Below are 25,049 nucleotides of genomic sequence, written 5' to 3'. Positions count from 1 at the left end.
GCCCGGACGGGCCGCGCTACTGCGTCACTGTGGCCGCTGTGCCCCAGGCCGGCCGGGTGTCCCCGCGGCCGGCCGTGCCGGTGAGCGGGGTGACGTTCGAGCCGTCGCGCTTCATGGTGAACAGCTGGGCGTTCCCGCTGGCGGGCGCCTGGGTGAAGGCGATCGAGCTGCCGTCGGGGGAGTAGCCGGCGGCGCCGTAGAAGACGTCGGACGGCCCGGGGGTGAGGGCGCCGATGGCGGTGCCGTCGGGGTGGACGGTGTAGATGCCGCCGCCCGGTGCGTTGTCGGGGCCCGAGGGGTACGTGGTGAACACGATCTCGGTGCCGTCGGGCGACCAGTTGGCCCGCTCGCCGGCGCGCAGCTCCCACGGGGTGAGGCGGCGCAGGCCGGTGCCATCGGCGTTGACGACGTAGAGGGCGCGGCTGTTGGCGGGTTGGCCGGTGGCGCTCGTCCGGTAGGAGAAGACGATCTGCTTGCCGTCGGGGGACCACGCGGGGCTGCTGACCTCGCCGGAGTACGGGGTGTCGTTGGTGAGGAAGGTGACCCGCTGGACGCTGGTGCCGTCGGGGCTCATCACGTAGAGGTCGCTGTACTGGATCTGGTTGGCCGTCGGGTCGGCGGCGCCCCAGGTGCGGCTGAAGGCGAGCTGCGTGCCGTCGGGGGAGAAGGCCGGGGTGGTCTCGGCCTCGTTGGTGCAGTCGGGTGCGCCGGCTTCGCAGAGCGGCCCGATCCGGTGGGCGTTCTCGCCGTCGGCGCCGATCGTCCAGATCCGCCCGGGGGAGTCGCCGACGCTGCGGTCGAAGGCGACCGTGCTGCCGTCGGGGGACCAGTCGGGGTGGTCGTCCCGGGTCTGTGCGGGCGGCTGGGTGAGCTGGCGCGTGCCGGTGCCGTCGGGGGCGACGGTGAAGACGGCGCTGGTCGTCCGTTGCTCGTCGAGGAAGACCCGGCCGGCGATCAGGCCGTTGGTCCTCGTCCCGATGGCGGCCGCGACGGCGCCCGCGGTCGGGTCGGATGCGGCGGCGGCGACGGCGGGCTCGGGGGCGGCGGACGGGCTCTCGGCCCGGATCTCGCTGAGCGGGATCTCGCCCGGCTCGGCACCGCAGCCGGTGAGCAGGACCCCGGCCAGCAGAAGGCCCGCACCTGCGCGGGAGCGAGTGCGGGCCATGGTGGTGGGTAGTGGCAGGTGCGGTGTGCCGGTCATCGGCGTGTGATCTCCGTATCTCCGTCTCCGGCCCGGGACGAGGCCCCGAGGGAGCTGTCACTGTGGCAGATCGGGAGTGCGGAGGGAGGGGCGACACGCGACGCTCCGGCGCCGGTCGGTCACACGGAGTATGAAGAGCGGACCGTCTGGTTGACCGATCGGGTACGGACTGCGGCCGTTGCCGTCGCGGGCCCCGGCCGGTCGTCCGCGGCCCCGGTCGGCCCGGTCGGCCCGGTCGCCCGGCGTACCGTCGCGGCCGGTGTACGGCCGCGGGCCGCGAGGTCAGTCCCGGTCGGCGCGGCGTTCGGCCTTGGCGGCCGCCTCCGCCTCGTCCTCGGCCTCGGCGGCCTCCAGGGTGGGCGCGGTGCCGCCGAGCTGGGCGGGCATCCACCAGGTGTCGTCGGGGCCGGACGGCTTGCCCGGGTACTCCCGCTGGGCCCGGTCGAGCATCTCGGACATCGCGGCGCGCAGGCGGCGGGTGACCATGACGGGCTTGTCACCCGGAGCGAGCACGATCGGCTCGCCGATCATGATGGTGACCGGCACGTGCCGCTTGGTGAGGGTCTTCGGGCGGCCCTTGGTCCACAGCTGCTGGGTGCCCCAGAGGATGACGGGCAGCAGCGGGGCGCCGGAGTCGGCGGCCATCCGGGCGGCGCCGGTCTTGAACTTCTTGAGCATGAAGGAGCGGCTGATGGTGGCCTCGGGGAAGACCCCGACGACCTCGCCGGCCCGCAGCGCGCTCACCGCGGCGTCGTAGGCGGGCTGGCCGTCGGTGCGGTCGACCGGGATGTGCTTCATGCCGCGCATCAGGGGGCCGGAGATGCCGTGCTTGAAGACGTCGTCCTTGGCCATGAAGCGGGTCTTGCGCTTTCCGCCGCGGTAGGCGCCGAGGCCGGCGAAGAGGAAGTCCAGGTAGCTGATGTGGTTGCTGACCAGGACCGCTCCGCCCTCGGCGGGGATGTGCTCGGCACCGATGATCCTGATCCGCACGTCGAGGGCGCGGAAGACGGTCAGTGCGGCGCCGATCACCGGCGGGTAGACGAACTCAGCCACGGTCAGTCCTGACTTCCACGGGCCCTTGCGGCCCGGTACGGCGGTACCCGGACCGTACGGGGGAGCCGACCGGAGGCGCGGCACGCCGCGGCGGCCACGGGTGATACACGCAGATGATCCCCCGAACGAGTGCCCGCTGTCACCTGAGGGCTGCGGCCGGACGGCCGTCGGGGGTGTGAGATCCGTGATGGGCCGGACGGGAACCTTCCGGGTGGAATCCCTTCCGGCGGCCGTCGCGGAACAGGCGCGGACCGGGCGCGGACCGGGCGCAGACCGGGCTCTGGACGGGCTCTGGACGGCGGCCGGGCCCGTACGGACCCGGCCGGCGGGAGGCGCGGTGCGGTCAGGCCGCGGGGTCGAGGCGGCCCTGGGCGCGGCGGATCAGCAGGTACATCTCGCAGCCGAGGCAGTAGCCGAAGGCGGCGTTGAGGAAGGCGGCGGCGAGGGCGACGCCGGTGGCCAGCAGGCCGAGCCAGGTCACGCCGGTGCCGAAGCCGAGCGTGCCGATGACGGTGAAGGCCAGCCCGACGCCCTGGGCGAAGCGCGGCGGCCGTTCGTCCTCGGTCTCGGTGGGCGGCTTCAGCCGGGGGAGGACGAAGGTGCGGAAGAGCCGGCTGTACGGGGAGCGGTGCAGCCCGCCGATGGCGGCCAGGCCGAAGACGACGGCCTGGAGGGCGAGCAGCACACCACTGCCGGTGAGCAGGACGGCGATCAGTACGAGGGTGGTGAGCACGGCGGCGAAGCGCGGGCCGCGGGGGTCGATCTGCACGGGGACTCCGGGGTGGGGAGTGGAGGGGGGACGGCGGGGCGCGTCAGTGACAGCGCGAGGCCGTGGCCCGGCACAGGTCGACCACACGGCGGGTGGTCAGCAGCGGCTGTGCGGGGCGGTCGGAGTCCACCCGGCGATCGTACGCGCGGCCCGGCCCGGCGGTCGACCGGTTTGGCCGGACTGCCCGGCCCGCCCGCCGCCACGGTGCCGCCACCGGCTGTCGGTGACCGGGAGCCCTCCCTGCGGGGCGTCCGCCGGCCTGGCGCAGACTGGGGGGATGACCGGTTTGGTGGTGTGCGTGGCGGTGCTCGCGCTGGCGAGTGCGTTCGGCCTGCTGCGGGCCCGGCGCGACGGGAGGCTGCGGGTGCGCACGAAGGACGGGGCGGTACGGCTGTCGGCGACGGAGCTGGGCGTGCCGCTCGGTGAGCGGGCCACCCTGGTGCAGTTCTCGACGGCGTTCTGCCAGCCGTGCCGGGCCACCCGCCGGGTGCTCGGCGAGGTGGCGGGCATGGTCGAGGGGGTGGCGCACGTGGAGCTGGACGCCGAGGCGCAGCTGGAGCTCGTCCGCCGGCTGGAGATCCTGCGGACGCCGACCGTGCTGGTGCTGGACGCGGGCGGCCGGGTGGTGCGCCGGGCGGCGGGGCTGCCGCGCCGGGCGGACGTGATCGCGGCACTCGGCGAGGCGGTCTGAGCTGCGGGGCCGCTGCGCTGCGGGCGGCGGGGAATCTCCGGGCGGATCCGGCGCCCCGTCGCGGGTACCGGGCCCGGGCTGGGGCAGGATGGGCCTCGACGGCAGTGCAGGCCGTCCCGTTCGTCCGTCCGGACCGGCGGGCCCTCCGGGCCGCCGCAGGCGTCGCGCGGGGCGTCCGGCCGGGCCCGGCGGCGTAAGCTACTGGCCAGTAGTGACCGCTGAGCTACTGGCGAGTATGCTGCCAGCAAGTTCCGGACCGGCACGGGAACACGCTGCCCGGAGCGGGTGCGGATCGGTTTCGCGCCCGCTTGCACAGCCGCAGCCGCCGGACGAGACCAGTACAGGAGACAGGCCGTGAGCTTGAGGATCGTTGTCTGTGTGAAGCACGTGCCGGACGCGACGGGTGACCGTCGTTTCGCGGACGACCACACCACCGACCGGGAGGGCGTGGACGGCCTCCTGTCGGAGCTGGACGAGTACGGCGTGGAGCAGGCGCTGCGGATCGCGGAGGCGCACGGTGACGCCGAGGTGACGGTGCTGACGGTGGGTCCGGACGATGCGAAGGACGCGCTGCGCAAGGCGTTGTCGATGGGTGCGGACAAGGCCGTGCACGTGAACGACGACGACATTCACGGGTCGGACGTGATCGCGACGTCGGCGGTGCTGGCGAAGGCGCTGGAGAAGACCGGTTTCGATCTGGTGATCGGTGGTATGGCGTCGACGGACGGGACGACGGGTGTGCTGCCGGCGTTGCTGGCGGAGCGGCTGGGTGTGCCGCAGGTGACGCTGCTGTCCGAGGTGTCGGTCGAGGGTGGTGTGGTGAAGGGCCGTCGTGACGGTGACGCGGCGACGGAGCTGGTGGAGGCGTCGCTGCCGGCGGTGGTGTCGGTGACGGACCAGTCGGGTGAGGCCCGGTACCCGTCGTTCAAGGGGATCATGGCGGCGAAGAAGAAGCCGGTCGAGTCGCTGGACCTGGACGATCTGGGGATCGAGGCGGGCGAGGTCGGTCTGGCCGGGTCGTGGACGGCGGTGGAGTCGGTGACGGCGCGTCCGGCGCGTACCGCGGGCACGGTCGTGAAGGACGAGGGTGAGGGCGGTAAGCAGCTCGCCGGGTTCCTCGCCGACCAGAAGTTCATCTAGCCCACCCGTAAGCGATTCCAACGATCGATCAGGAGCAACGAATCATGGCTGAGATCCTGGTTCTGGTGGACCACGCCGACGGTGTGGTGCGCAAGCCGGCCCTGGAGCTGCTGACCCTGGCCCGTCGGATCGGCGAGCCGTCGGCCGTCGTCCTGGGTGCGGGTGCGGCCGCGGCCGGTATCGCGGCGAAGGTCGCCGAGTTCGGTGCGGCGAAGGTGTACGTCGCGGACGGTGCGGAGTTCGCGGACCGGCTGGTCGTCCCGAAGGTGGACGCGCTGGCGCAGATCGCGAAGGCCGTGGACGCGGCCGCGGTGCTGGTCACGTCCTCGGGTGAGGGCAAGGAGGTCGCGGCGCGGGTGGCGCTGCGGATCGGTTCGGGCATCATCACCGATGCGGTGGACGTGGAGGCGGGTGCGGACGGTCCGGTCGCGACGCAGTCGGTGTTCGCGGCGTCGTTCCAGGTGAAGGCGAAGGTGTCGCACGGTGCGCCGGTCATCACGGTGAAGCCGAACGCGGTGGCGCCGGAGGCCGTGGCGGCCGCGGGCGTGGTGGAGAACGTGTCGGTGGCGTTCACGGGCAACGCGGCGACGGTGACCTCGCGGACGCCGCGGGTGTCCAGTGGTCGTCCGGAGCTGACGGAGGCCGCGGTCGTGGTCTCGGGTGGTCGTGGTGTGGGTGCGGCCGAGGGCTTCGGCGTGGTCGAGGAGCTCGCGGACGCGCTGGGCGCGGCCGTCGGTGCCTCGCGTGCGGCCGTCGACGCGGGTTGGTACCCGCACAGCAGTCAGGTCGGCCAGACCGGCAAGCAGGTCTCCCCGCAGCTGTACATCGCGGCCGGCATCTCCGGTGCGATTCAGCACCGCGCGGGCATGCAGACCTCGAAGACCATCGTGGCCGTCAACAAGGACCCGGAGGCCCCGATCTTCGAGCTGGTCGACTACGGCGTCGTCGGCGACCTCTTCGCCGTGCTGCCGCAGCTCACCGCCGAGGTGAAGGCCCGCAAGGCCTGACCCGGTAGCAGGTGAACGGCCGACGCCGGGGCGCGTCCGGGATCTCCCGGGCGCGCCCCGCGGCTTTGGAGCGGCCGAACCCGTGCCCCGTAGAGTCGGCCGCACCATCGGTGACGACACTGCTGCACCCGACTGCCCGCGGCGGCGGCCCGGGTGCAGGGGCAAGGGTGAGGGCAGAGGCATGACACTCCTGACGGCGCTTCGGGGCGACCACGGCGACTCCGGCGACGCACTGCGGATCGACGGGCGGGCGCTCTCCCGCGAGCACCTGCTCGGGGCGGCGAGCGCGGTGGCCGACCGGGTGGCCGGCGCCCCGGCGCTGGCCGTGCTCGCCCGGCCCACCGCCGAGACCGTCGTCGCCGTGGTCGGCGGGCTGCTGGCGGGCGTGCCGGTGGTGCCGCTGCCGCCCGACTCCGGGCCCAAGGAACGCGCGCACATCCTGCGGGACTCGGGCGCCGTCCTGCTCGCGCACGCCGCGGGCGACACGCCGCCCGAGGACGCCGGGGTCGCCGCGCTGCCGGTCGACCCGGCGGAGCGGTCCGCCGCCACCCACCCCGAGCCCGCCCCCGACACCGCGGCGTTCGTGCTCTACACCTCCGGCACCACCGGCGCGCCCAAGGGCGCGGTGATCCACCGGTCGGCGGTCGCCGCCGATCTGGACGCGCTGGCCGCGGCCTGGGCGTGGACCGCCGACGACACCCTGGCGCACGGCCTGCCGCTGTTCCACGTGCACGGCCTGGTGCTCGGCGTGCTGGGCGCCCTGCGCACCGGCAGCCGGCTGGTGCACACCGGGCGGCCCACCCCGGCCGGGTACGCCGCCGCCGGCGGCAGCCTCTACTTCGGTGTGCCGACCGTCTGGTCCCGGGTGGCCGCGGACCCGGCGGCGGCCGGGCGGCTGGCCTCGGCCCGGCTGCTGGTCTCCGGCAGCGCCCCGCTGCCGGTGCCGGTCTTCGCCAAGCTGGCCGCGCTGACCGGCCACGCCCCGATCGAGCGCTACGGCATGACCGAGTCGCTGATCACCGTCTCCACCCGGGCGGACGGCGAGCGCCGCCCCGGCAGCGTCGGCCTGCCGCTGGCCGGCGTCCGGACCAGGCTGGTCGGCGAGGACGGCGAACCGGTGCCGGCCGACGGCGAGAGCGTCGGTGAGCTGCAGGTCGCCGGGCCGACCCTGTTCGCCGGCTACCTCAACCGCCCGGACGCCGACGCCGAGTCGTGGACGGCGGACGGCTGGTTCCGCACCGGCGACGTCGCGGTGATCGGCGAGGACGGCTTCCACCGGATCGTCGGCCGGGCCTCGGTGGACCTGATCAAGAGCGGCGGCTACCGGATCGGCGCCGGTGAGGTCGAGGCGGCCCTGCGCGACCACCCCGCCGTCGCCGACGCCGCCGTGGTCGGCACCCCCGACGAGGACCTCGGCCAGGCGGTGGTCGCGTACGTCATCGCGGACGGCGAGGTGACGGGGGAACAGCTGACGGACTTCGTGGCGGAGCGGCTCTCGGTGCACAAGCGGCCCCGCAAGGTGGTGCTGGTGTCCGAACTGCCCAGGAACGCCATGGGCAAGGTGCTGAAGAAGCAGCTGCTGGCGGAGGCGGCACACGGGTGACGGGAGGTCATCCGGTGACGGTCGCTCACCCGATCGCTCACCTGATTGTCCGTCGCCCTGCTCACCATCCGTGAACCCTTCCATTGGCGCACTCCACTGCGCGCCGTGAGCGGACGCGTGCCTACCGTGACACGCAGGCAGAACCGAATACCCGCAGGACATGCTGCGGCTCCCGGTCGCAGGAACACCGGAAGCCGCGGCATGTCGGCCGGAGGACCTCTGCCGATCCCCGCTCAGCAACGCAGTAGAGCCAGCAAAGGAAGACAGCAGGATGACGACCGTCAACACCGGCGCCCCGGGTGCCGCCGACGACCCGACCGAGCAGCACGCCACCACCGACGCGCGGCCGCGTGCCGCCCGTCCCTCCCGGTCGGCGCGGGTGCGCCGGGGGATAGGCATGGTGGCCGTGATCGCGGCCGGAGCCGGCGTGATCGGCCTCGGCACCAGTGTGGGCAGCGCAGCGGCCGAGTCCGCGCCGGCCCACGCCGGGTGGGACGGCTCGCGGTACTGGTTCAAGAACAGCCAGGGCCAGTGGCGCTGGACCTCGCACTACGACATCTACCAGGCCCGGACCGGGGGCGGCTCCTCGTCCTCGCCGGCCAAGTCCTCCTCGTCCTCCTCCGGCGGGATCAAGCAGGGGTGGGACGGCTCGCGCTACTGGTTCAAGAACAGCCAGGGCGAGTGGCGCTGGACCTCGCACTACGACATCTACCTGGACCGGACCGGGGGCGGCTCCTCCTCGGGCTCGTCGTCCGGCTCCTCCGCCTCGGCCGCGGCGCCCGCGGCCGACGGCGACGTCGAGACGGCGGTGCAGTTCGCGCTGGCCCAGCTCGGCAAGCCGTTCCTGACGGCCGGGAACGGACCGGACGGCTACGACTGCTCGGGCCTCGTCCAGCAGTCCTTCCGGCGCGGCGGGATCGACCTGCCGCGGGTCGCCAACGACCAGTACGCGGCGACCACGCCGGTGAGCGCCGGCCAGCTCCGGCGCGGTGACCTGCTCTTCTGGTCGGACGACGGCAGCGCCCGGGGAATCCACCACGTGGCGATCTACCTGGGCAACAACCAGTACGTGGAGGCCGCCCGGCCCGGTACGGACATCCGCATCTCGGGCATCAGCAGCGGCTACTACCCCACGCACATGGGCCGGCCCTGAGGCCCGCATCCGGGTGGTACGACGCCCGGGCCGGCCGGGAGGCACCGACTCCCGGCCGGCCCGGGCGTTCGTGACGGTCCGCCCCCGCCCGGAGGTCGGGTCGGGGAGGGCGTCCGGCGCGGGCCGGAGGTCGGGTCCGGAGGTCGGGTCCGGAGGTCGGGTGCGGAGGTCGGGTGCGGAGGGGGCGCGTGGGGTGTGGAGGGGGCGCGCACGATGAGTGCGGACGCCGGTGTCCGGGGGCGCGCGGACCGGCGGTGACGCGGGCGCGCGGAGGTCGGGGCAGCCCTTCTGGCCTGGGCACATGCCCCTGTCACGGGGCGGCCTGCGATCCTGGGGGCGGCCCCCGTCCGGAGGTATGGGGACCGGCACGGCGGGGGTACCACCTCGGGTGGCGCCGGTTCGGCCGACGGGGGCGCCGCCCGGTGCGAACGGCACCGGGGGAAGTCGAGGGGCAGGGGACGTTGTGATCGTCTGGGTCAATGGCACGTTCGGCGCGGGCAAGACGAGTGCCTGCCGCGAGTTGGTCGAGCTGCTGCCCGGCAGCACGCTGTTCGACCCGGAGCAGATCGGGTTCGGGCTGCGCGGGATGCTGCCGGCCGACCGGCTGGCTGCGGTGTCGGACTTCCAGGACCTGCCGGCCTGGCGCCGGCTCGTCCCGGAGACGGCGGCCGCATTGCTGGGTGAGGTGCCGGGCCCGCTGGTCGTCCCGATGACGCTGCTCCGGGAGGACTACCGGGACGAGATCTTCGGGGCGCTCGCCTCGAACGGGATCACGGTGCACCACCTCGTGCTGGACCCAGAAGAAACGATCCTGCGTGAGCGGATAGCCCAACGCGAGGAGATCCCCGACGATCCCGAGCGCAGCGAGCGGATCCGGCAGTGGTGCCTGGAGCACCTGCCCCGCTACCGCACCGCCCGCCGCTGGCTCGGCCGGGACGCCCGGCTCGTCGACAGCGGCGCCCTGACGCCGCGCGAGACCGCCGAGCGGCTCGCCCGGCTCGTCCAGGACGGCTCGGCCCGCTGCCCGATCGTCCAGACCCCCGACCCGACCGGTGACACCGTCGCCTCCGCCGTGCTGTTCTTCGACGAGCAGGACCGGGTGCTGCTCGTCGACCCGGTCTACAAACCGGACTGGGAGTTCCCCGGCGGCGTCGTCGAACGCGGCGAGGCGCCGACGGACGCGGCCCTGCGGGAGACGGCCGAGGAGCTCGGCCTGCGCCTCGACCCGGCCGCGCTGCGGCTGCTCGCGGTCGACTGGGAGCCGCGGACCGGCCCGCGCCGCGGCGGCCTGCGGCTGGTCTACGACGGCGGTCTGCTGGACGCCGCCGCCCGTCAGGGCCTGCTCCTCCCGCAGGAGGAACTGCGCAGCTGGCGCTTCGTCAGCCTGGAGGAGGCCGCCGGCCTGCTGCCGCCCGGCCGGTACCGGCGGCTCGCGGCCGCGCTGGACGCCCGCCGCAGCGGTGAGCTGCGCTACCTGGAGGCCGGGCGGCGGACGGCCCTCGGCCTGGCCCGGGCGGCCGACGCGGCGTAGCGGGGTGCGGCGGCCGCGCGCTGCCCGCGCCCTCCCCGCGGCTCCTCGTCGCTCGTGCTGCGTGTCCGTCCCGTTGTTCGCCCCGCCGTCCGTCCCGTCGTCCGTCCCGTCGTCCGTCCCGTTGTTCGCCCCGGGGGTGGCCGGTTCGGTGGAAGCGGGCGGGGGCGGCAGGATGGGGGCATGCCGTTCACCCTGAGCCACCCGGCCGCCGTCCTGCCCCTGCTGCGCGCGGCGGGGGCGCGCGGGCCTCTGGTCGCCTCGGCGCTGGTCGCCGGCTCGATGGCGCCCGACGTGCCGTTCTTCGCGGAGTCGCTGCTGCCCGGCGTGTACGGGCAGGGCGGGCTGACGCACCGCTGGTGGGCGGTGCCGACGGTGGACGTGGTGATAGCGGGCGCGCTCGTGGCGGGCTGGCACGGTCTGCTGCGCGGCCCGCTGGTCGGGCTGCTGCCCGGCCGGTGGGCAGGGGCGGCCGAGGCGCTGACGGTCCGCCGGTCCGGCCGGCCCGGGGCTGCGGGCGGCGACGGCGGCGCGGCGGGTACGGGCGGCGGCACCGCCGCGGCCGCGGCCTGGTTCGCGGGCTCGGCGGCGATCGGCGCGGCCACCCACGTCGGCTGGGACGCCTTCACCCATGAGGGCCGGCTCGGCGTCACCCTGCTGCCGGTGCTGGACCGGACGGTCGCCGGGCTGCCGCTGTACACGGCGCTCCAGTACGGCAGTTCCGCGCTGGCGCTGGCCGCGCTGGCCGGCTGGGCGGGGCGTGCCGTCCGGGCGGTCGAGCCCGTGGAGCCGGCCGTGCGCCCTCCGGCGGGCGTCCGACGGGCCGCCGTCGCGGTGCTGGGCGCGGCGACGGCGGCGGGGGTGGTGCACCGGCTCACGCCGCTGCGGCGGAACCTGATCCCGGAGTTCTGCTTCGGGGCGGGTGCGGGCCTCGCCGTCGGCGCCGTCGGGTACGCACTGGTGCACGCGGCGGCGGCGCGGCTGGGCCGGCGGCCCGGTGGCCGCCCGGCCGACCGGGAGCGGTCGGCCGAGCGGGCCGGGGTGTGAGCAGCGGGGCGCGGTGAGCGGCCGGGGTGCGAGGGTGTCCGGCCGGTCGGGGCCTCAGCGCTTGCGGAGCTCCGCGTAGCGGCGCAGGAAGAGCGCCTCGGTCAGCGCCATCCGCTCCAGCTCCTCGGGGTCGACGCTCTCGTTGACGGCGTGGATCTGGGTGGTCGGCTCCTCGACGCCGATCAGCACGATCTCCGCCTCCGGGTAGAGCGTCTGCAGGGTGTTGCAGAGCGGGATCGAGCCGCCCTCGCCGGAGGCGACCATCGGGGTGCCGAAGGCCTCGGCCATCGCCTCGCCCATCGCCTCGTAGGCCGGGCCGGAGGTGTCGGCGCTGAACGGCGAACCGTTGCCGTGGCGCTCGATCCGCAGCTGCGCGCCGAACGGGACCCGGGCCTCCAGGTGGGCGGCCAGCGCCTCCTGGGCGGCGGCGGTGTCGGTGCCCGGCGGCACCCGGAGGCTGACCAGCGCCTTGGCGGTGGCCTGGACGGAGGAGGTGGCGCCGATCACCGGCGGGGCGTCGATGCCGAGCACGGTGACCGCCGGACGGGCCCAGAGCCGGTCGGCGACGCTGCCGGTGCCGGACAGCGCGACGCCGTCGAGCACCTTGGCGTCGGCCCGGAACTTCTCCTCCGGGTACTGCACGCCGGGCCAGGTCTGGCCGCCGGCCAGCCCCGCCACCGCGACGTCGCCGTGCTCGTCGTGCAGCGAGGCCAGCACCTTCACCAGGGCCTGGAGGGCGTCCGGGGCGGCGCCGCCGAAGGCGCCCGAGTGCAGGTTTCCGGCCAGCGTGGTGACCGTCACCTCGACCACCGTCATGCCGCGCAGCGAGGCGGTGACGGTGGGCAGTCCGGCGGCGAAGTTGCCGGCGTCGCCGATCACGATGGCGTCGGCGGCCAGCAGCTCGGGGTGCGCCTCGGCGTACCGCTCCAGGCCGCCGGTGCCCTGCTCCTCCGAGCCCTCCACGACGATCTTCAGGCCGACCGGGTAGCCGTCCCCGTACACCTCGCGCAGCGCGCGGAGGGCCGTCAGGTGCATCAGGATGTTGCCCTTGCAGTCGGCGGCGCCGCGCCCGTACCAGCGGCCGTCCCGCTCGGTCAGCTCGAAGGCGGGGCTCAGCCAGCCGTCCTCGTCCAGCGGCGGCTGCACGTCGTAGTGGGAGTAGAGCAGCACGGTGGGTGCGCCGGCCGGGCCGGGCAGCTCGGCGTAGACCGACTGGGTGCCGTCGGGGGTGTCCAGCAGCTGCACGTTCGTCAGGCCCTCGGCGGCGAAGGCGTCGGCCACCCACTGCGCGGCCTTGCGGCACTCCTCGACCGGGAACTGCCGCGGGTCGGCGACGGAGGGGAAGGCGACCAGCTCGGCGAGGTCGGTACGGGCACGGTCCATCAGGGACCGGACGGCGTCGGCCAGGGGCTGCTTCGGCATGCGGGTGCTCCGGGAGGGCTGGCCCGTCGGGGAGGATGGTTCCGGCGGGCGACGTGGACTTGGGGTGTGGACTTGGGGTACGGACGATCATAGGCCGGGCCGAACGAGCGGTCGTGGGGATCGTGCGGATGTTCGGGGTGCCGCGGCGGACGCCGGCTCACCGGGCCGCATAGGATTGCTCGACGTGACTGACTCCGGAAGCTCCGATTCCCGTAGCCCGCTCGACGCCGCGGCGTCCGGACAGCCGTCCGGGATGCAGCCCGACCGGGCGGCGTCCGGGCCCGACCGCCTCGACCCCCCGGACGGCGTCTGGGACGTCGTCGTGGTCGGCGCCGGACCGGCCGGGGCGTCGGCCGCGCACGCCGCCGCGACGCAGGGCCGCCGGGTGCTGCTGCTCGACAAGGCCGAACACCCCCGGTACAAGACCTGCGGCGGCGGCATCATCGGCCCGTCCCGGGACAGCCTCCCGCCGGACTTCCGGCTGCCGCTCCAGGACCGGGTGCACGCCGTCACCTTCGCCTACAACGGCCGGTTCACCCGGACGCGGCGGTCGAAGCGGATGCTCTTCGGGCTGGTCAACCGCGACGAGTTCGACCTGCGCCTGGTGCAGGCGGCCAAGCAGGCCGGTGCGGTGCTGGTCACCGGAGTGACCGTCACCGGTGTCGAGCAGCGCGGCGGCGAGCACCGCACGGCGGTCGTCACCGCCTCCGACGGGCGCACGTTCGAGGCGCGTGCGGTGGTCGGTGCGGACGGCAGCGCGAGCCGGATCGGCCGGCACGTCGGGGTCTCCTTCGACCAGATCGACCTCGGGCTGGAGGCGGAGATCCCCGTCCCGGCCTCCGTCGCGGCCGACTGGGCCGGCCGGATCCACCTCGACTGGGGCCCGCTGCCCGGCAGTTACGGCTGGGTCTTCCCGAAGACGGAGTCCGGCAGCCTCACCGTCGGGGTGATCTCGGCCCGCGGCGACGGCGAGCGGACCAAGCAGTACCTGGCCGACTACATCCGCCGGCTGGGGCTCGCCGGGTTCCCGCCGAGCGTGGAGTCCGGGCACCTGACCCGCTGCCGGGCCGAGGACTCGCCGCTCGCCCGCGGCCGGGTGCTGGTGGCCGGCGACGCGGCCGGCCTGCTGGAGCCGTGGACCCGCGAGGGCATCTCGTACGCGCTGCGCTCGGGCCGGCTGGCGGGCGAGTGGGCGGTCAAGGTCGCCGAGGCGGGCAACGCCTCCGAGGTGCGGCGGGAGGCGCTGAACTACGCCTTCGCCGTCAAGGCCGGGCTGGGCGTCGAGATGCGGGCCGGAAAGCAGATGCTGGCCGCGTTCGAGCGCCGGCCGTACCTGTTCCACGCCGCGGTCTGCCTGATCGCGCCGGCCTGGCGGGCGTTCGCCCGGACGACCCAGGGGCACACCACCTTCGCGCAGGTGCTGCGGCAGTACCGGGCGGCGCGGCGGCTCTCCTCGATCGCCTCGCGCTGAGCGGACGGGCCTCCCGGGGCGGGCTGCGGCCCGCCCCGGGAGACCCGGGTGTTGCGTGAGCCCGGGTGTTGCGTGAGCCCGGGTGTTGCGTGAGCCCGGGTGTTACTTGAGCCCGGTGTCGAGTGCCGTGATGAGCGTGCCGTTCGGGGTGTCGCCGGTCATCTCCCAGATCATCGCGCCGAGCAGGTTCTTCGACTTCAGGTAGGCCGTCTTCTGGCCGATCGACCAGGCGTCGTCGAAGGTCCACCACTGCCCGCCCGCGCCGGTGTAGCCGTAGGTGGCGATCGACTGGGTGTCGTGGCGGACGGTGAGGTTGGGGAAGGTGGTGATCAGGTTGTTGTACCCGCGGGTGCCCGCCTCCTCGGCGAACTGGCCGGGTGCCGCGCCGGTCGCGCTCTGCCACTCGCCCGCCGCGCCGCCGTCCGCCACGCCCTGCCAGCCGCGCCCGTAGAAGGGGAAGCCGATGGTGAGCTTGCGCGGGTTGACCCCGGCGGAGAGGTAGGCCTGGACGGCCGCGTCCACGCTGAAGTGGTTCGGGTACGGGTCCTGGGCGTCCTGGTAGAGGTTGGCCTGGTGGCCGGTCCGGTTGGGCTCCCACGAGTTGTCGCTGCCGGCGCCGTGGAAGTCGTAGCCCTGGACGTTGGCGATGTCCAGGTAGTTGAAGATCTTCGAGAGGTCCCAGCCCTGGTTGATCTTGACCGGGTCGGCCGGGGTGAAGGCGGTCAGCAGCTTGTGCGAGCCGCCGAGCGCGTCCAGCTGCTTGCGGAACTCGGCCAGCAGCAGGGTCAGGTTGGTCTTGTCGCCGGCGCTGTAGTGGTTGCCGGCGTGACCGTCGGCGGAGCCCGGCCACTCCCAGTCGAGGTCGATGCCGTCGAAGATCCCGGCCGCCACGCCGTCGCCGCCGGCGCCGTTGTAGAGCGGCAGGTTGCCCTTGATCCAGACGTCGAGGCAGGACTTCACGAACTTCTGCCGGGAGGCGTCGGTCGCGGCCGCGTCCGAGAAGTACTTGGAGTACGTCCAGCCGCCGAGCGAGACGACCACCTTGAGGTTCGGGTACTTGGCCTTGAGCTTCTTCAACTGGTTGAAGTTGCCGCGGAGTTTGCCCCAGCCGTCGTCGGCCACGCCGTCCACCGACTGGGCGGCGCTCATCGGGCGGGCGTAGTCGGCGTCCGCGTCGCCCGCGCCGGTGCCCTGGTCCGGGTCCTGCGGGTCGGCGGTGGTGCCCTTGGTGACGCCGGCCAGGCAGGTCAGGTTGACCGGATCGATGTTCTCGAAGGCGTAGTTGATGACGTCGAGCTTGGCCGCGCTGCCCGAGGTGTCGAGGTTCTTCACGAAGTACTGGCGCCCGTAGATGCCCCACTGGGTGAAGTAGCCGACCCGCGCGTACTTGCCGGCGCCGACCAGGTCCGCGGTGGTGACGGCGAGCGGCGCCGAGGCGGGCGAGGCGTTGTCGGCGCCGTCCCGGGCCTTCACCGTGAAGGTGTAACCCGTGGACGGCGAGAGGCCGTTGACGGTGGTGGTCAGGGTGCTGCCGGTGACGGAGCGCACCAGCGCGGAGCCCTGGTAGACGTCGTAGGCGGCCACCCGCTGGTTGTCGGTGGCGGCGTTCCAGGCGAGCGTCACGTCGGTCGAGTTCACCGTCGTGGCCCGGAGGTTGGTGGGTGCGGTGGGCGGTGTCGGGTCGGTCGCCGGGTCGAAGGTGGAGGCGGTCACCGGCGTGCTCAGCGGGCCGGTGTTGCCCCGGGTGTCCTTGGCCCGGACGGTCAGGGTGTACGAGGTGGCCGGGGTCAGTCCGGTCACCACGGTGTCGGTGCCGGCGGCGGTCGCCACGACGGTGGTGCCGTTCAGCACCTCGTAGGAGGCGACCGGGAAGTCCCCGCCGGTGGCGGCCGGCCACTTCAGGGCGAGGCTGTGCGCGGTCGACTCGGTGACCACCGGGGCTCCGGGGGCGGACGGCAGGACGTCCGAACTCCCGTCGCACTTGTCGCCGTTGATCCGGCAGCCGGTCGGCGCGGTGATCGGGCCGTTGGCCACGAACCAGAAGCTGTACGGCTCGGTGGTGCCGTGGGCGGCGACGTTGGCGTTGTAGAACGCGTTGGTGGCGGTCACGTGGCGGCCGTTCACCGTCGCGGTGCCGTTGTAGCTGCTCTGGATCGTCACGCCGGCCGGGAGGTCGAACTCCAGCGTCCAGCCGGAGACGGCGGCGGCGTTGTCGTTGTGGACGATGTACGTGCCCTTCCACCACGAGCCGTTGTCGGCGGTGGTGAAGGCGGCGGTGAGCCGTCCGGCCGCGTTGGCCGGGGTGGCCAGCGCGGTGAGGGCGGTCAGCGGGAGGAGCAGGGCGGCCAGCAGCGTCAGCAGTCTGCTGTGCGCACGCGGGCGGCGGGCCCGGAGGCGCGCCCCCGGACGGCGGGGGGCCCGGAGACGGGCAGCCCGAGGTGGAGCGGACATGGTTCTCCCTGTGGCTGTGGGGGTTGGACAGGGTGACGTAGAACCGTGCGGATGGAGCCCGGCCGAACTGCCCGGCCGGTGCGGTGCGGTGCTTTGCAGTGCGGCGGTGCGGTGCGGTGCGGCGGTGCGCGGCCGGTGGTACGTGACCGACCGGTGCCCGCGCCGTGGGGAGACGTGGGCATGGGCACTTTAGGAGGACTGGACCAATGCGTCAACAGGTCTGTACCAGTGGAGAGTTGTCGGCCGAGGCCGGGTAGGCGACCCGGAGTGGCGGCCGGGCGGCGACGGTCCGGACCGCGCGGGTGGGCGTCGGCGCGGTGGCCGGACTCAGGCCCGGCGCGGCCGGCCGGTGAGCTCGTCGCCCAGCGGGCTGCGGCTGTAGAGCACCGAACGGCCGTGCCGGGCCCGCGTCACCAGCCCGGTCGCGTGCAACACCGCCAGGTGCTGGCTGACCGCGCCCGGGGTCACCCCCAGCCGGTACGCCAGATCGGTGGTCGAGGCCGGCTCCGCCAGCAGGGCCAGCAGCCGTGACTTCGGCGCGCCGAGCAGAGACTCCAGCGCGCCGGCGGTGACCGGTGCCGGCTCGGCCGCCATGCCGCCCTGCCCGCGCGCCGGGTAGCCGATCTGCGGCGCGCGCTCGTCACTGATCATCGTGATCGCCCCGCGGGCGAAGAACGTCGGGGTCAGCACCAGCCCGCGCCCGTCGACGGTGACCTCGCCGTCGAGGTCCGACCAGGGGCGGTCGACCGAGAGCACCCCGTTCTCCCAGCGCAGCCGGTGGTCCAGGTCGGCGAAGAGTGCCGCTGCGCCGTGCCGGGAGAGCACCCGCGCCCGGTACACGAGGTCCGCCTCCAGCGCGGCCCGGGCCCGCGGCCACCAGGAGGGGGCCAGGCAGACCTCCCAGTACTCCTCCAGCGCGTCGCCGATCCGGGCGAGCAGCCCGGCCGGATCGGCCAGCCCGGCCTCCAGCACGACGGGCAGCGACCGGCCGTGCGGGAGGAAGGCCCGCTCCAGTTCGGGGCGGAGCTGCTCGGGCGCCAGCCCGCGGACCACCGCCAACTCGGCCCGGAAGTCGGCCGCGGGGGTGGCCGGCCGGGGCGTCAGGAAGTCCGGGATCCAGCGGTTCGGGGAGACCAGCGACAACAGCAGGGTCGAGTCCAGCCGGTCGAACGCGGGGCGCAGCCGCTCGAAGGCCGCCGACTGCAGGGCGTAGTGGCCCGGGTGGGTCCACATCCGCAGGCTGAGCACCGCCTCCTGGATCGGCGAGCAGGCGAACCAGGTGGTGGCGAGGTCCGCCAGGTCGAGCCGGAATCTGTGCACAACCCACCCCCGGCCGGCTCGGACATTGAGCCAGAGCCTAAATCACTACTGCGCGCCCCCGGCGGGAGGGTGGGATCGGGGGCATGACCACCTCACCGGCGGAGACCGCCGCACCCGCCTCCGGCCTGCCCGCCGACGGACCGCCCCGGCGCTCCCGTGCCGGGCGGCTGCTGCACCCCGACCCGATGGTGCGCCGGCTCGCCGGGATCACGCTCGTCAACACCGTGGGCAACGGGCTCTCGCTCGCCGTCGGCGTGCTCTTCTTCACCCGCGTCCTCGGCTTGAGCGCCGCTCAGCTCGGGCTCGGTCTCACCGCCGCCGGTCTCTGCGGGGTCGTCGCGAGCGTGCCCGCCGGGCGGGCGGCCGACCGCTGGGGCGCGCGGCCGGTCCTGGTGGTGCTGGTCGCGGTGGACGCGGTGGGTACGGCCGGCTACGTCCTGGTGCACAGCTACCCGGCGTTCGTCGTCCTGGCCTGTGTGGTCACCGCCGTCGACCGCGGCTCCGCCGCCGTGCGCAACGCGCTCTACGCCCAGGTGCTGCCCGCCGACCGCCGGGTGGCGGGCCGCGCCTACCTGCGGGTGGTGACCAACGTCGGGATGTGCCTCGGCACCGCGGTGGGCGCCGTGGCCCTTCAGGTGGACACCCGGCCGGCCTATCTGACGGCGATCCTGGCCGACGCCCTCTCGTACGTGGCGGTCGCCGTGCTCTTCCACCGGCTGAGCGTTCCCGCGGTGGGCCGCAAGGGCGTGCCGGCCGAGCCGGCCGCGGCGTCGGGTGTGGAGCCGGGTGTGGAGCCGGCCGCGGCGTCGGGCGGGGGCCGGGAGGAGGGCGGACGGCGGCGCAACCCCGCGCTGCGGGACGGGCCGTTCCTGCTCGTCACGGCACTGAACGCGCTGCTCTGCCTGCAGTTCGCGATGCTGGAGGTCGGGGTGCCGCTCTGGGTGGTCCAGCAGACCGACGCCCCGCGGATCACCGTGGCCGGCACGCTGATCGTCAACACCGTGCTGGTCATCGCCCTGCAGGTCCGGGCCACCCGGGGTACCGAGGACCGCGCGACCGCCGCCCGGGCCTGCGGGCGGGCCGGGCTGGTCCTGGCCGCGTCCTGCGTGGTGATCGGCCTCGCCCACGGGTTGCCCGCCACCGTGGCCGCCGCCCTGGTGCTCGCCGGCGTCGCGTTGCAGGCGCTCGGCGAGGTGCTCGGCCAGGCCGGCGCCTGGGCCCTCAGCTACGACCTGGCCGGCGAGCGCGACCACGGTGCCTACCAGGGCATCTTCAACGCCGGGACGTCCGCCGCGCTGATGATCGGGCCGGCCGTGGTCAGTACCGCCGTCATCGGGTACGGCCTGCTCGGCTGGGCCGCCCTCGGCGCGCTGCTCGCGGCGGCCGGGCTGGCCATGGGCCCCGTCGTCCGGTGGGCCGGACGACAGGGCGCGGTCGCGGCGGGCTGAAGCCCACCGCGGCCGGGGGCCGGACGCCGAGCGGTGGGACGTGCACGGCGCCGGTCGTCCGCCCGCCGGCCCGGCCGCCCCGAGCGGCTCTCACCGGCAGGGGTCACCGGTTGGGGGCACCGGCAGTGGTCACCGGCAGGGGTCAGCCGCGGCCCTCGGGGACCAGGGCGAGCGCCTCGATCTCGATCAGCACATCCGGCCGGAACAGCGCGGCGACCTGCATCGCCGAACTGGCCGGGAGCGGCAGCGCGCCGAAGTGCGCGTCCCGGGCCTCGCGGACGGCGGGCATGAACGCCATGTCGGTGACGAAGTACGTCAGCTTCACGACGTCGCCGAAGCCGGCGCCGGCGGAGGCCAGGCACCGGCCCAGGTTCGCGAAGACCTGCTGCGCCTGCGCCTTCGGGTCACCGGGCCCGACCAGCTGCTGCTGCTCGTCGAAGGCGACCTGCCCGGAGACCGCGACGAGGCGCCCGGTCCCGGTGACGACGTGGGTGTAGCCGGTGGCGGGGGCGACCCCGGCCGGTTCGGCGATGTGGGTCAGGTGGTGCGGAGGGTGCGAGGTCATGCGGCCCATCGTGGCTGACGGACGATCATCGCACCACCCGCTTCCGGCCCCCGCTCAGCCGACCACCTCGGGCAGCGCGCGGCAGAACCGGCCGTCACCCGGCGCGAGGACGCCCGCCGGCCCGCCGGACCGCAGCACCACGTCCAGCACGGCGTCCGGGTCACAGGCGTAACCGCCGCTCGCCCAGGCCGCATTGGCCTCGACCACGGCCCACCGCCCGCCGCCCGCCGGCCCGCTGTCGACCAGGCCCACGTCGATCACGGCCGCGCTCGGCAGGGCCGCCGCCGAAGCGGCCAGGACATCGGCGGCGAAGGCGGCCACCTCGGCCCGGTGCCCGTCCTCCGCGAGCGGAGCGGCGTCGAGATCGCCGTCCACCGCGTAGCGCGAGGCCGACCGCACCTCGCCGTCCAGCACGAACAGCCGGTACTCGCGGCGGAACCGGACCACCTCACTGGCCAGCACCGGGGTGTCGTCGTCCAGCGCGTCCGGGCCGGGCAGACCGGTGCCGTCCGGGTACACCTTCGCGGCGAACAGCTTGTCCGCCGGCGGCTTGAGGAACATCGGCCGGCGCAGCGCGCGGGCCTCGGCCAGCGTGACGAGCGAGACCGACCGGTGCGTCAGCTCCGGCGGGAGACCGGTCAGCCAGTCCGCGGGCGGCTCCAGCAGCGCCAGCCCGAACGCGCCGCCGACCGCGTCGCCGAACAGCGGCCCGCCGTACACGTGCACGGCGGCGCCGAGCAGCTCCTCCGGGGCGCGCCAGCCCGCGGCGGTGTGCACGCGCAGACCGCGGCGGCCCGCGGCGGTGCGCAGCTGAAGACCGGTCTCGTTCACGCGGGGCGAGAGCAGGAGGACGGAGTCGGTGATCATGTGCACCGATGGTGCCCTGCCCGGCGGTGTCCGGGCCACCCGATTCGCGCGGCACCTCCGGAGGCTCTGGCCGAGCGGCGGGTGGGCATGTCAGAGTCGTCCGGGCGCCGTCCGAGCCAGGACCGGCGCCGCGGCAATCCGACCCACCCTCAGCCGGAAAGCAGGTCCGCACCGATGACCCGCGAAGTGCCCTTCGTCCGCGTCACCACCACCGACGCCGTCACCACCCTGACCCTCGACTCGCCGCACAACCGCAACGCGCTCTCCACCCGGCTGATGGCCGAACTCGCCGCCGGGCTGACCGCGGCCGCCGCCGACCCGGAGGTCCGGGCCGTCGTCCTCGGCCACACCGGCAAGGTGTTCTGCGCGGGTGCGGACCTCTCCGAGGCGACCGGTGCGGACCCGACGGTCGGCCCGCGCGGCCTGGTGGACCTCCAGCGGGCGATCGTGGACTGCGCGAAGCCCGTGATCGCCGTGATCGACGGGCACGTCCGGGCCGGTGGCCTCGGGCTGGTCGGCGCGGCCGACCTCGCCCTCGCCGGCCCGGCCGCCACCTTCGCCTTCACCGAAGTCCGGCTGGGCCTCGCGCCCGCCGTCATCTCGCTGCCGCTGCGCCCCAAGCTGGAGCCGCGCGCCGCCTCCCGCTACTACCTGACCGGCGAGGTCTTCGGCGCCGCCGAGGCCGCCCGGATCGGCCTGATCACCGAGGCGACGGACTCCGCGGAGTCCACCGGCACCGCGCTCAAGGGCCTGCTGGACGCCCTGCGGCAGGGCTCGCCGCAGGGCCTCGCCGAGTCGAAGCGGCTGGCCAACGCCGAGGTGGTGCGCTCCTTCGAGCGGGACGCGGACGAGCTGGTCGCGCTGTCCGCCCGGCTCTTCGGATCGGACGAGGCGCAGCAGGGTATGCGGGCGTTCCTGGAGAAGCGGCCGGCGCCCTGGGCCCGGTAGGGGAACGGCGGTAGGGGAACGGCGCCAGGGGCTGCTCCGGGCGGGGCCGGGCTGCTCCGGGCGGGGCCGGGCCGGTCCCGCGGGCCTGCGTCGGAGGCGGGCCGGGGCGGGCCCCCTGCCGGGGTCAGTCCTGGACGACGGCGGCCTGCTCCCGCCAGAGGTCCAGGAGCGCGCCGTCGCCGGTGAGCTCCACCCGCCCGGCCGGGGGCCGGTTCCAGAGCAGCAGGTAGAGGTCGCAGGCCCGGCCGTCGAGCACCAGGTCGGCCTGCGCCCCCGCCGCCGCGGGGGAGGAGACGGTGAGCGGGCCCGGGCCGATGCCGACCAGCCAGGAGCCGGGCCCGTCGGTGGGCCGGACCAGGACGGTGCGCGGCTCCTCGCTGCGCACCGCCCCGGCCCTGGCGTGCGCCATGAAGCCGTGCAGCAGCTCGTCGATCCCGTCGAGGGCCAACTCGGCCGCCACCTCCGGGCCGCGGATCCCGGCGGCCGCCTCGGCGTCGATCCGGTGCACGGCCGTCTCGTGGGCCTGGCGCCGGGCCCAGAAGGCCAGCGGGCCGGGCGCGGGCAGGAAGGTCCAGCAGTCCAGGTCGTCCGGCGCCGCCTTGAACGTCTCCACCAGTGCGGCGTGGCCCGCGCGGAACCAGTCCACCAGGACGTGGTCCGACGGGTCCGGACCCCAGGCCGCGCGCTCGCCGGCGCGGTCCAGCCGTACGGGGTGGGCGTGCCGCAGGTGGGCGGTCGCCCAGCGGTGGACCCGTCCGGTGTGCAGGACGAGATCGCGCAGCTGCCACTGCGGGCAGGTCGGGACGGGGGCTGCGGGGTCGGTGCGGGCGGCCGTGTCGGCGAGCAGGGCGCCCTCGTGGTCCAGCGCGATGATGTGGTCGACGATCTTCATGACGATCTTCATGGCCCCCGAGTCTGCTCCCGGCGTCGGCCTCCGGACCGGGCGACGGGCCGGGACCGGCGGGGCGGGAGTCGCACGGGCGGGGCGTGCGGATGGTCGACCCGGGGCGCGGCGCGTGCGGGCAGCGCGCACGGACGGGCGCCCGCCGGTCGTCCGGCGTGGTCCTGTGCGGTCCGTCGGGGTCCGGCGTGGTCCGTCGTTCGGCGTGTTCGGTGGTCCTGTGCGGTCCGTCGTCCGGCCGGCTGGGTGGTTCGGCGGGGTCCGTAGTCCGGTGGGTTCGGTCGTCCCGCGCGGCCGGGAGAGTGCAGGCCGGGGGCGTGTGATGTTGGCCGCCTCCTCGGTGGCCGTGGGCAACCGACCGGTAGCGTGGCCGCATGTCGATCACCCGTTCCCTGTTCTCCGCCGCCCGGTCCGGCGGTCGCCGCGCCGCCGGCCGCCTCGTCCACCGGGGCTGGCAGTGGGTGCAGCGGGCCGGTGCGGTGTCCAGTGAGAGCCCCGGCCCGTACCGGTTCGGCGAGCTCGGCGCCGGGACGAAGCTGAGCTTCCCGCTGGGTGCGGTCTTCAACGAGCAGTGGATCACCATCGGCCCGTTCTCGATCATCGGCGAGCGCGTCACCATCAGCGCCGGCTTCCTGCCCGGCCTCGACCTCGGGCCCGAGCCGATCGTCCGGATCGGCGGCGGCTGCGTGATCGGCCGGGACAGCCACATCGTCGGCCACCAGTCGATCGTCCTCGGCGACGACGTCTGGACCGGCCCCGGCGTCTACATATCCGACCAGGCCCACGAGTACCGCGCGACGGACCTGCCGATCGGCAAGCAGTGGCCGCGCAACGAGCCCGTCGAGATCGGTGCCGGCAGCTGGATCGGCACCGGCGCGGTGATCCTCCCCGGCGCCCGGCTCGGCCGCAACGTGGTGGTCGCGGCCGGCTCGGTGGTGCGCGGCGAGGTGCCCGACCACAGTGTCGTCGCCGGCGCCCCGGCGAAGGTCGTCCGGCGCTGGACGGCCGAGGAGGGCTGGCAGCCCCCCTTCCGGTACGACGCCCCGAGCCCGCTGCCCGACGACATCACGGCCGCGCAGCTGCGGGCCCTCGCCGGGTGGGACCTCCGGCTGCCGGGCGAGTCGGGGGTCTGAGGGCGCGCGTCCCGCCGCAGGCGTCGGGCGCGGGCGGCGGGCGGCGGGTGCTGGGGAGGGCGTCTGTGGAGGCAGGCGTCAGACGCCGCCGCGGGCCGGTTCCTGGGTGCGTTCGGCGTCGTGGGCGGCGATGGCGGCGGTGATGCGGAGCAGGTCGGCGGGGCGGGTGGGGTCGAGGCCGGTCAGGACGGCGATCCGGCGAAGCCGGTAGTCGACGGTGTTCGGGTGCAGATGCAGCGCGTGGGCGGTGTGCCGGCGGTTGAGGCCACCGGCGAGGTGGGTGCGCAGGGTGGTCAGCAGGTCGGCGGAGTCGGCCAACGGCCCGATCAGGGAGGCGAGTCCGGGGCGGGCGTGGCTGGGCCGGCTGAGCTGGTACTCCAGCAGCACGTCGTCGAGGCGGTGCAGGCCGGGCGGGTGGCCGAAGGCCCGGGCGACGTCGAGCACCTCCTGGGCGAGCACGGCCGCGCCCGGCACTCCGGCGGGGGCGGCCGCCGCGGCTCCGGCCCGGACGGCGGCGCCCGCGGCGCGGGCCGCGCGGCGGACGGTGTCGGCGAGCAGCTGCCAGGTGGCGGCGGGGACGCCGTCCGGCGGGCAGTCCAGCGGGACGAGTGCCACGCCACCGGAGGCGGAGAGCGAGCTGAGCGCCGACTGCCGGGTGCGGTGGTCGAGTTCGGAGCGGAGCCGGCGCAGTTTGCGGTGGCCGGCGACGGTCCGGTCGACGCCGGGGGCCTGTTCGTCGGGGTGGTCGGCGACGGTGAGGCGCAGGACGGCGTACGTGGCCGGCAGCCGCAGACCCGCGCGGGCCGCACTCTCCCCGGCGGGGGCGCCGTCCAGGAGCGCGGCGAGCAGGGTGTGCCGCGCGGCGTGCCGTTCGTCGGTGAGGCTGCGGCGGCCGTCGACGTATCCGGCGCCGGCCGCCGCGGTGGCCTGGCGGAGCTGGTCGAGCAGCAGCCGGTTGAGGACGAGCAGGTCGGCGGCGTCGCCGTCGCGGGCCTGCCGGGTGACCAGCTCCCAGCAGACCTCCAGGCCGAGGTGGTGGGCGAGCAGGACGGCGTCGAGCGGCAGCCCCTCCTCGGCACGCCGGGCGGCGGCCTCCCGGACGGCGGTGAACTCGGCCTCGGGGGCGGGGAGTCCGGTGCGGACGGCGTGGGCGAGGGCGCGGATCCGCCGCTCGGTGACCTGGACGAGCTCGCCGGTGACCTGTTCGCGCGGCAGCCGGCGGTAGACCGGCACCCGGTTCAGCAGGGTGGCGACGACGGACTCGACCAGCTCCGGTACGGCGCCGAGCAGTCGTTGGTCGGCGGGCACGCCGCCGACCACCGGGATCCGCC

At 75.0% G+C, this 25,049-nt stretch carries 21 protein-coding genes; 11 read left to right on the top strand and 10 right to left on the bottom strand.

What is annotated here, in order from left to right:
• Positions 1–16 precede the first annotated feature (16 nt).
• The 3 genes from OH807_RS08680 to OH807_RS08670 form a co-directional block, all read right to left on the bottom strand.
• The gene (locus tag OH807_RS08680; RefSeq protein WP_406195960.1) at positions 17–1,201 is read right to left on the bottom strand and encodes a hypothetical protein; all 1,185 of its coding nucleotides are present in this window, start codon (positions 1,199–1,201) and stop codon (positions 17–19) included.
• 282 nt (positions 1,202–1,483) lie between these two features.
• The gene (locus OH807_RS08675; RefSeq protein ID WP_406195958.1) at positions 1,484–2,254 is read right to left on the bottom strand and encodes a lysophospholipid acyltransferase family protein; all 771 of its coding nucleotides are present in this window, start codon (positions 2,252–2,254) and stop codon (positions 1,484–1,486) included.
• Between the two features lie 343 nt (positions 2,255–2,597).
• Positions 2,598–3,023 carry a DUF4395 domain-containing protein gene (locus tag OH807_RS08670; RefSeq protein ID WP_406195955.1) on the bottom strand — a complete coding sequence of 142 codons (426 nt, stop codon included), beginning with the start codon at positions 3,021–3,023 and terminating at the stop codon, positions 2,598–2,600.
• A gap of 277 nt (positions 3,024–3,300) precedes the next feature.
• On the opposite strand from OH807_RS08670, the gene OH807_RS08665 reads away from it, so the two are divergent.
• The 7 genes from OH807_RS08665 to OH807_RS08635 all read left to right on the top strand — a co-directional run bounded on the left by OH807_RS08665 (position 3,301) and on the right by OH807_RS08635 (position 11,192).
• A complete protein-coding gene (locus OH807_RS08665; protein ID WP_406195953.1) occupies positions 3,301–3,714 on the top strand; it encodes a thioredoxin family protein in 414 nt (137 codons plus the stop codon).
• 354 nt (positions 3,715–4,068) lie between these two features.
• Entirely contained in the window at positions 4,069–4,854 is a 786-nt protein-coding gene (locus OH807_RS08660) for an electron transfer flavoprotein subunit beta/FixA family protein (protein WP_406195950.1), read from the top strand.
• Between the two features lie 44 nt (positions 4,855–4,898).
• Positions 4,899–5,861, top strand: a complete 963-nt coding sequence (locus OH807_RS08655) for an electron transfer flavoprotein subunit alpha/FixB family protein (RefSeq protein WP_406195947.1) — start codon at positions 4,899–4,901, stop codon at positions 5,859–5,861.
• Positions 5,862–6,042: 181 nt separating this feature from the next.
• Entirely contained in the window at positions 6,043–7,464 is a 1,422-nt protein-coding gene (locus OH807_RS08650; protein WP_406195945.1) for an acyl-CoA synthetase, read from the top strand.
• 271 nt (positions 7,465–7,735) lie between these two features.
• Positions 7,736–8,617 (top strand): C40 family peptidase, encoded by an 882-nt coding sequence (locus OH807_RS08645; protein WP_406195942.1) that lies wholly within the window; start codon positions 7,736–7,738, stop codon positions 8,615–8,617.
• A gap of 463 nt (positions 8,618–9,080) precedes the next feature.
• A complete protein-coding gene (locus tag OH807_RS08640) occupies positions 9,081–10,148 on the top strand; it encodes an NUDIX domain-containing protein (protein WP_406195939.1) in 1,068 nt (355 codons plus the stop codon).
• A gap of 180 nt (positions 10,149–10,328) precedes the next feature.
• A complete protein-coding gene (locus tag OH807_RS08635; RefSeq protein WP_406195937.1) occupies positions 10,329–11,192 on the top strand; it encodes a DUF4184 family protein in 864 nt (287 codons plus the stop codon).
• Between the two features lie 54 nt (positions 11,193–11,246).
• On the opposite strand, the gene OH807_RS08630 is transcribed toward OH807_RS08635, so the two are convergent.
• A complete protein-coding gene (locus tag OH807_RS08630) occupies positions 11,247–12,614 on the bottom strand; it encodes a dipeptidase (protein ID WP_406195935.1) in 1,368 nt (455 codons plus the stop codon).
• A 253-nt stretch (positions 12,615–12,867) separates the two neighbouring features.
• On the opposite strand from OH807_RS08630, the gene OH807_RS08625 reads away from it, so the two are divergent.
• Positions 12,868–14,085, top strand: a complete 1,218-nt coding sequence (locus OH807_RS08625; protein WP_406210810.1) for a geranylgeranyl reductase family protein — start codon at positions 12,868–12,870, stop codon at positions 14,083–14,085.
• 102 nt (positions 14,086–14,187) lie between these two features.
• Here OH807_RS08625 and OH807_RS08620 read toward each other — a convergent pair whose 3' ends face one another.
• Together OH807_RS08620 and OH807_RS08615 are read right to left on the bottom strand one after the other, a co-directional pair.
• Positions 14,188–16,536, bottom strand: a complete 2,349-nt coding sequence (locus OH807_RS08620) for a glycosyl hydrolase family 18 protein (protein ID WP_406195933.1) — start codon at positions 16,534–16,536, stop codon at positions 14,188–14,190.
• Positions 16,537–16,863: 327 nt separating this feature from the next.
• A complete protein-coding gene (locus tag OH807_RS08615; protein ID WP_406195930.1) occupies positions 16,864–17,856 on the bottom strand; it encodes an ArsR family transcriptional regulator in 993 nt (330 codons plus the stop codon).
• 83 nt (positions 17,857–17,939) lie between these two features.
• Between OH807_RS08615 and OH807_RS08610 the strand changes: the two genes are divergently transcribed.
• Positions 17,940–19,304, top strand: a complete 1,365-nt coding sequence (locus OH807_RS08610) for an MFS transporter (RefSeq protein WP_406195927.1) — start codon at positions 17,940–17,942, stop codon at positions 19,302–19,304.
• A gap of 142 nt (positions 19,305–19,446) precedes the next feature.
• Here OH807_RS08610 and OH807_RS08605 read toward each other — a convergent pair whose 3' ends face one another.
• Together OH807_RS08605 and OH807_RS08600 are read right to left on the bottom strand one after the other, a co-directional pair.
• Positions 19,447–19,869, bottom strand: a complete 423-nt coding sequence (locus tag OH807_RS08605) for a RidA family protein (RefSeq protein WP_406195925.1) — start codon at positions 19,867–19,869, stop codon at positions 19,447–19,449.
• Positions 19,870–19,923: 54 nt separating this feature from the next.
• Positions 19,924–20,736 (bottom strand): ATP-grasp domain-containing protein, encoded by an 813-nt coding sequence (locus OH807_RS08600; protein WP_406195923.1) that lies wholly within the window; start codon positions 20,734–20,736, stop codon positions 19,924–19,926.
• A gap of 174 nt (positions 20,737–20,910) precedes the next feature.
• Here OH807_RS08600 and OH807_RS08595 point away from each other — a divergent pair, with 174 nt between their 5' ends.
• Entirely contained in the window at positions 20,911–21,684 is a 774-nt protein-coding gene (locus OH807_RS08595; protein ID WP_406195919.1) for an enoyl-CoA hydratase family protein, read from the top strand.
• 124 nt (positions 21,685–21,808) lie between these two features.
• Here the strand turns inward: OH807_RS08595 and OH807_RS08590 are convergent, their stop codons facing one another.
• Positions 21,809–22,588 (bottom strand): maleylpyruvate isomerase family mycothiol-dependent enzyme, encoded by a 780-nt coding sequence (locus OH807_RS08590; protein ID WP_406195917.1) that lies wholly within the window; start codon positions 22,586–22,588, stop codon positions 21,809–21,811.
• Between the two features lie 371 nt (positions 22,589–22,959).
• Between OH807_RS08590 and OH807_RS08585 the strand changes: the two genes are divergently transcribed.
• Positions 22,960–23,718: an acyltransferase gene (locus OH807_RS08585; protein WP_406195915.1), complete on the top strand. Its 759-nt coding sequence runs from the start codon at positions 22,960–22,962 to the stop codon at positions 23,716–23,718.
• Positions 23,719–23,796: 78 nt separating this feature from the next.
• Here the strand turns inward: OH807_RS08585 and OH807_RS08580 are convergent, their stop codons facing one another.
• Positions 23,797–25,026, bottom strand: a complete 1,230-nt coding sequence (locus tag OH807_RS08580) for a PucR family transcriptional regulator (protein ID WP_406195912.1) — start codon at positions 25,024–25,026, stop codon at positions 23,797–23,799.
• Between the last annotated feature and the right edge of the window lie 23 nt (positions 25,027–25,049).

It is taken from the genome of Kitasatospora sp. NBC_01560 (assembly GCF_045208415.1).
Classification (GTDB): Bacteria; Actinomycetota; Actinomycetes; order Streptomycetales; family Streptomycetaceae; genus Kitasatospora.
The sequence above is the reverse complement of the archived record's forward strand: the minus strand, read 5'-3'. Positions and strand labels throughout refer to the sequence as shown.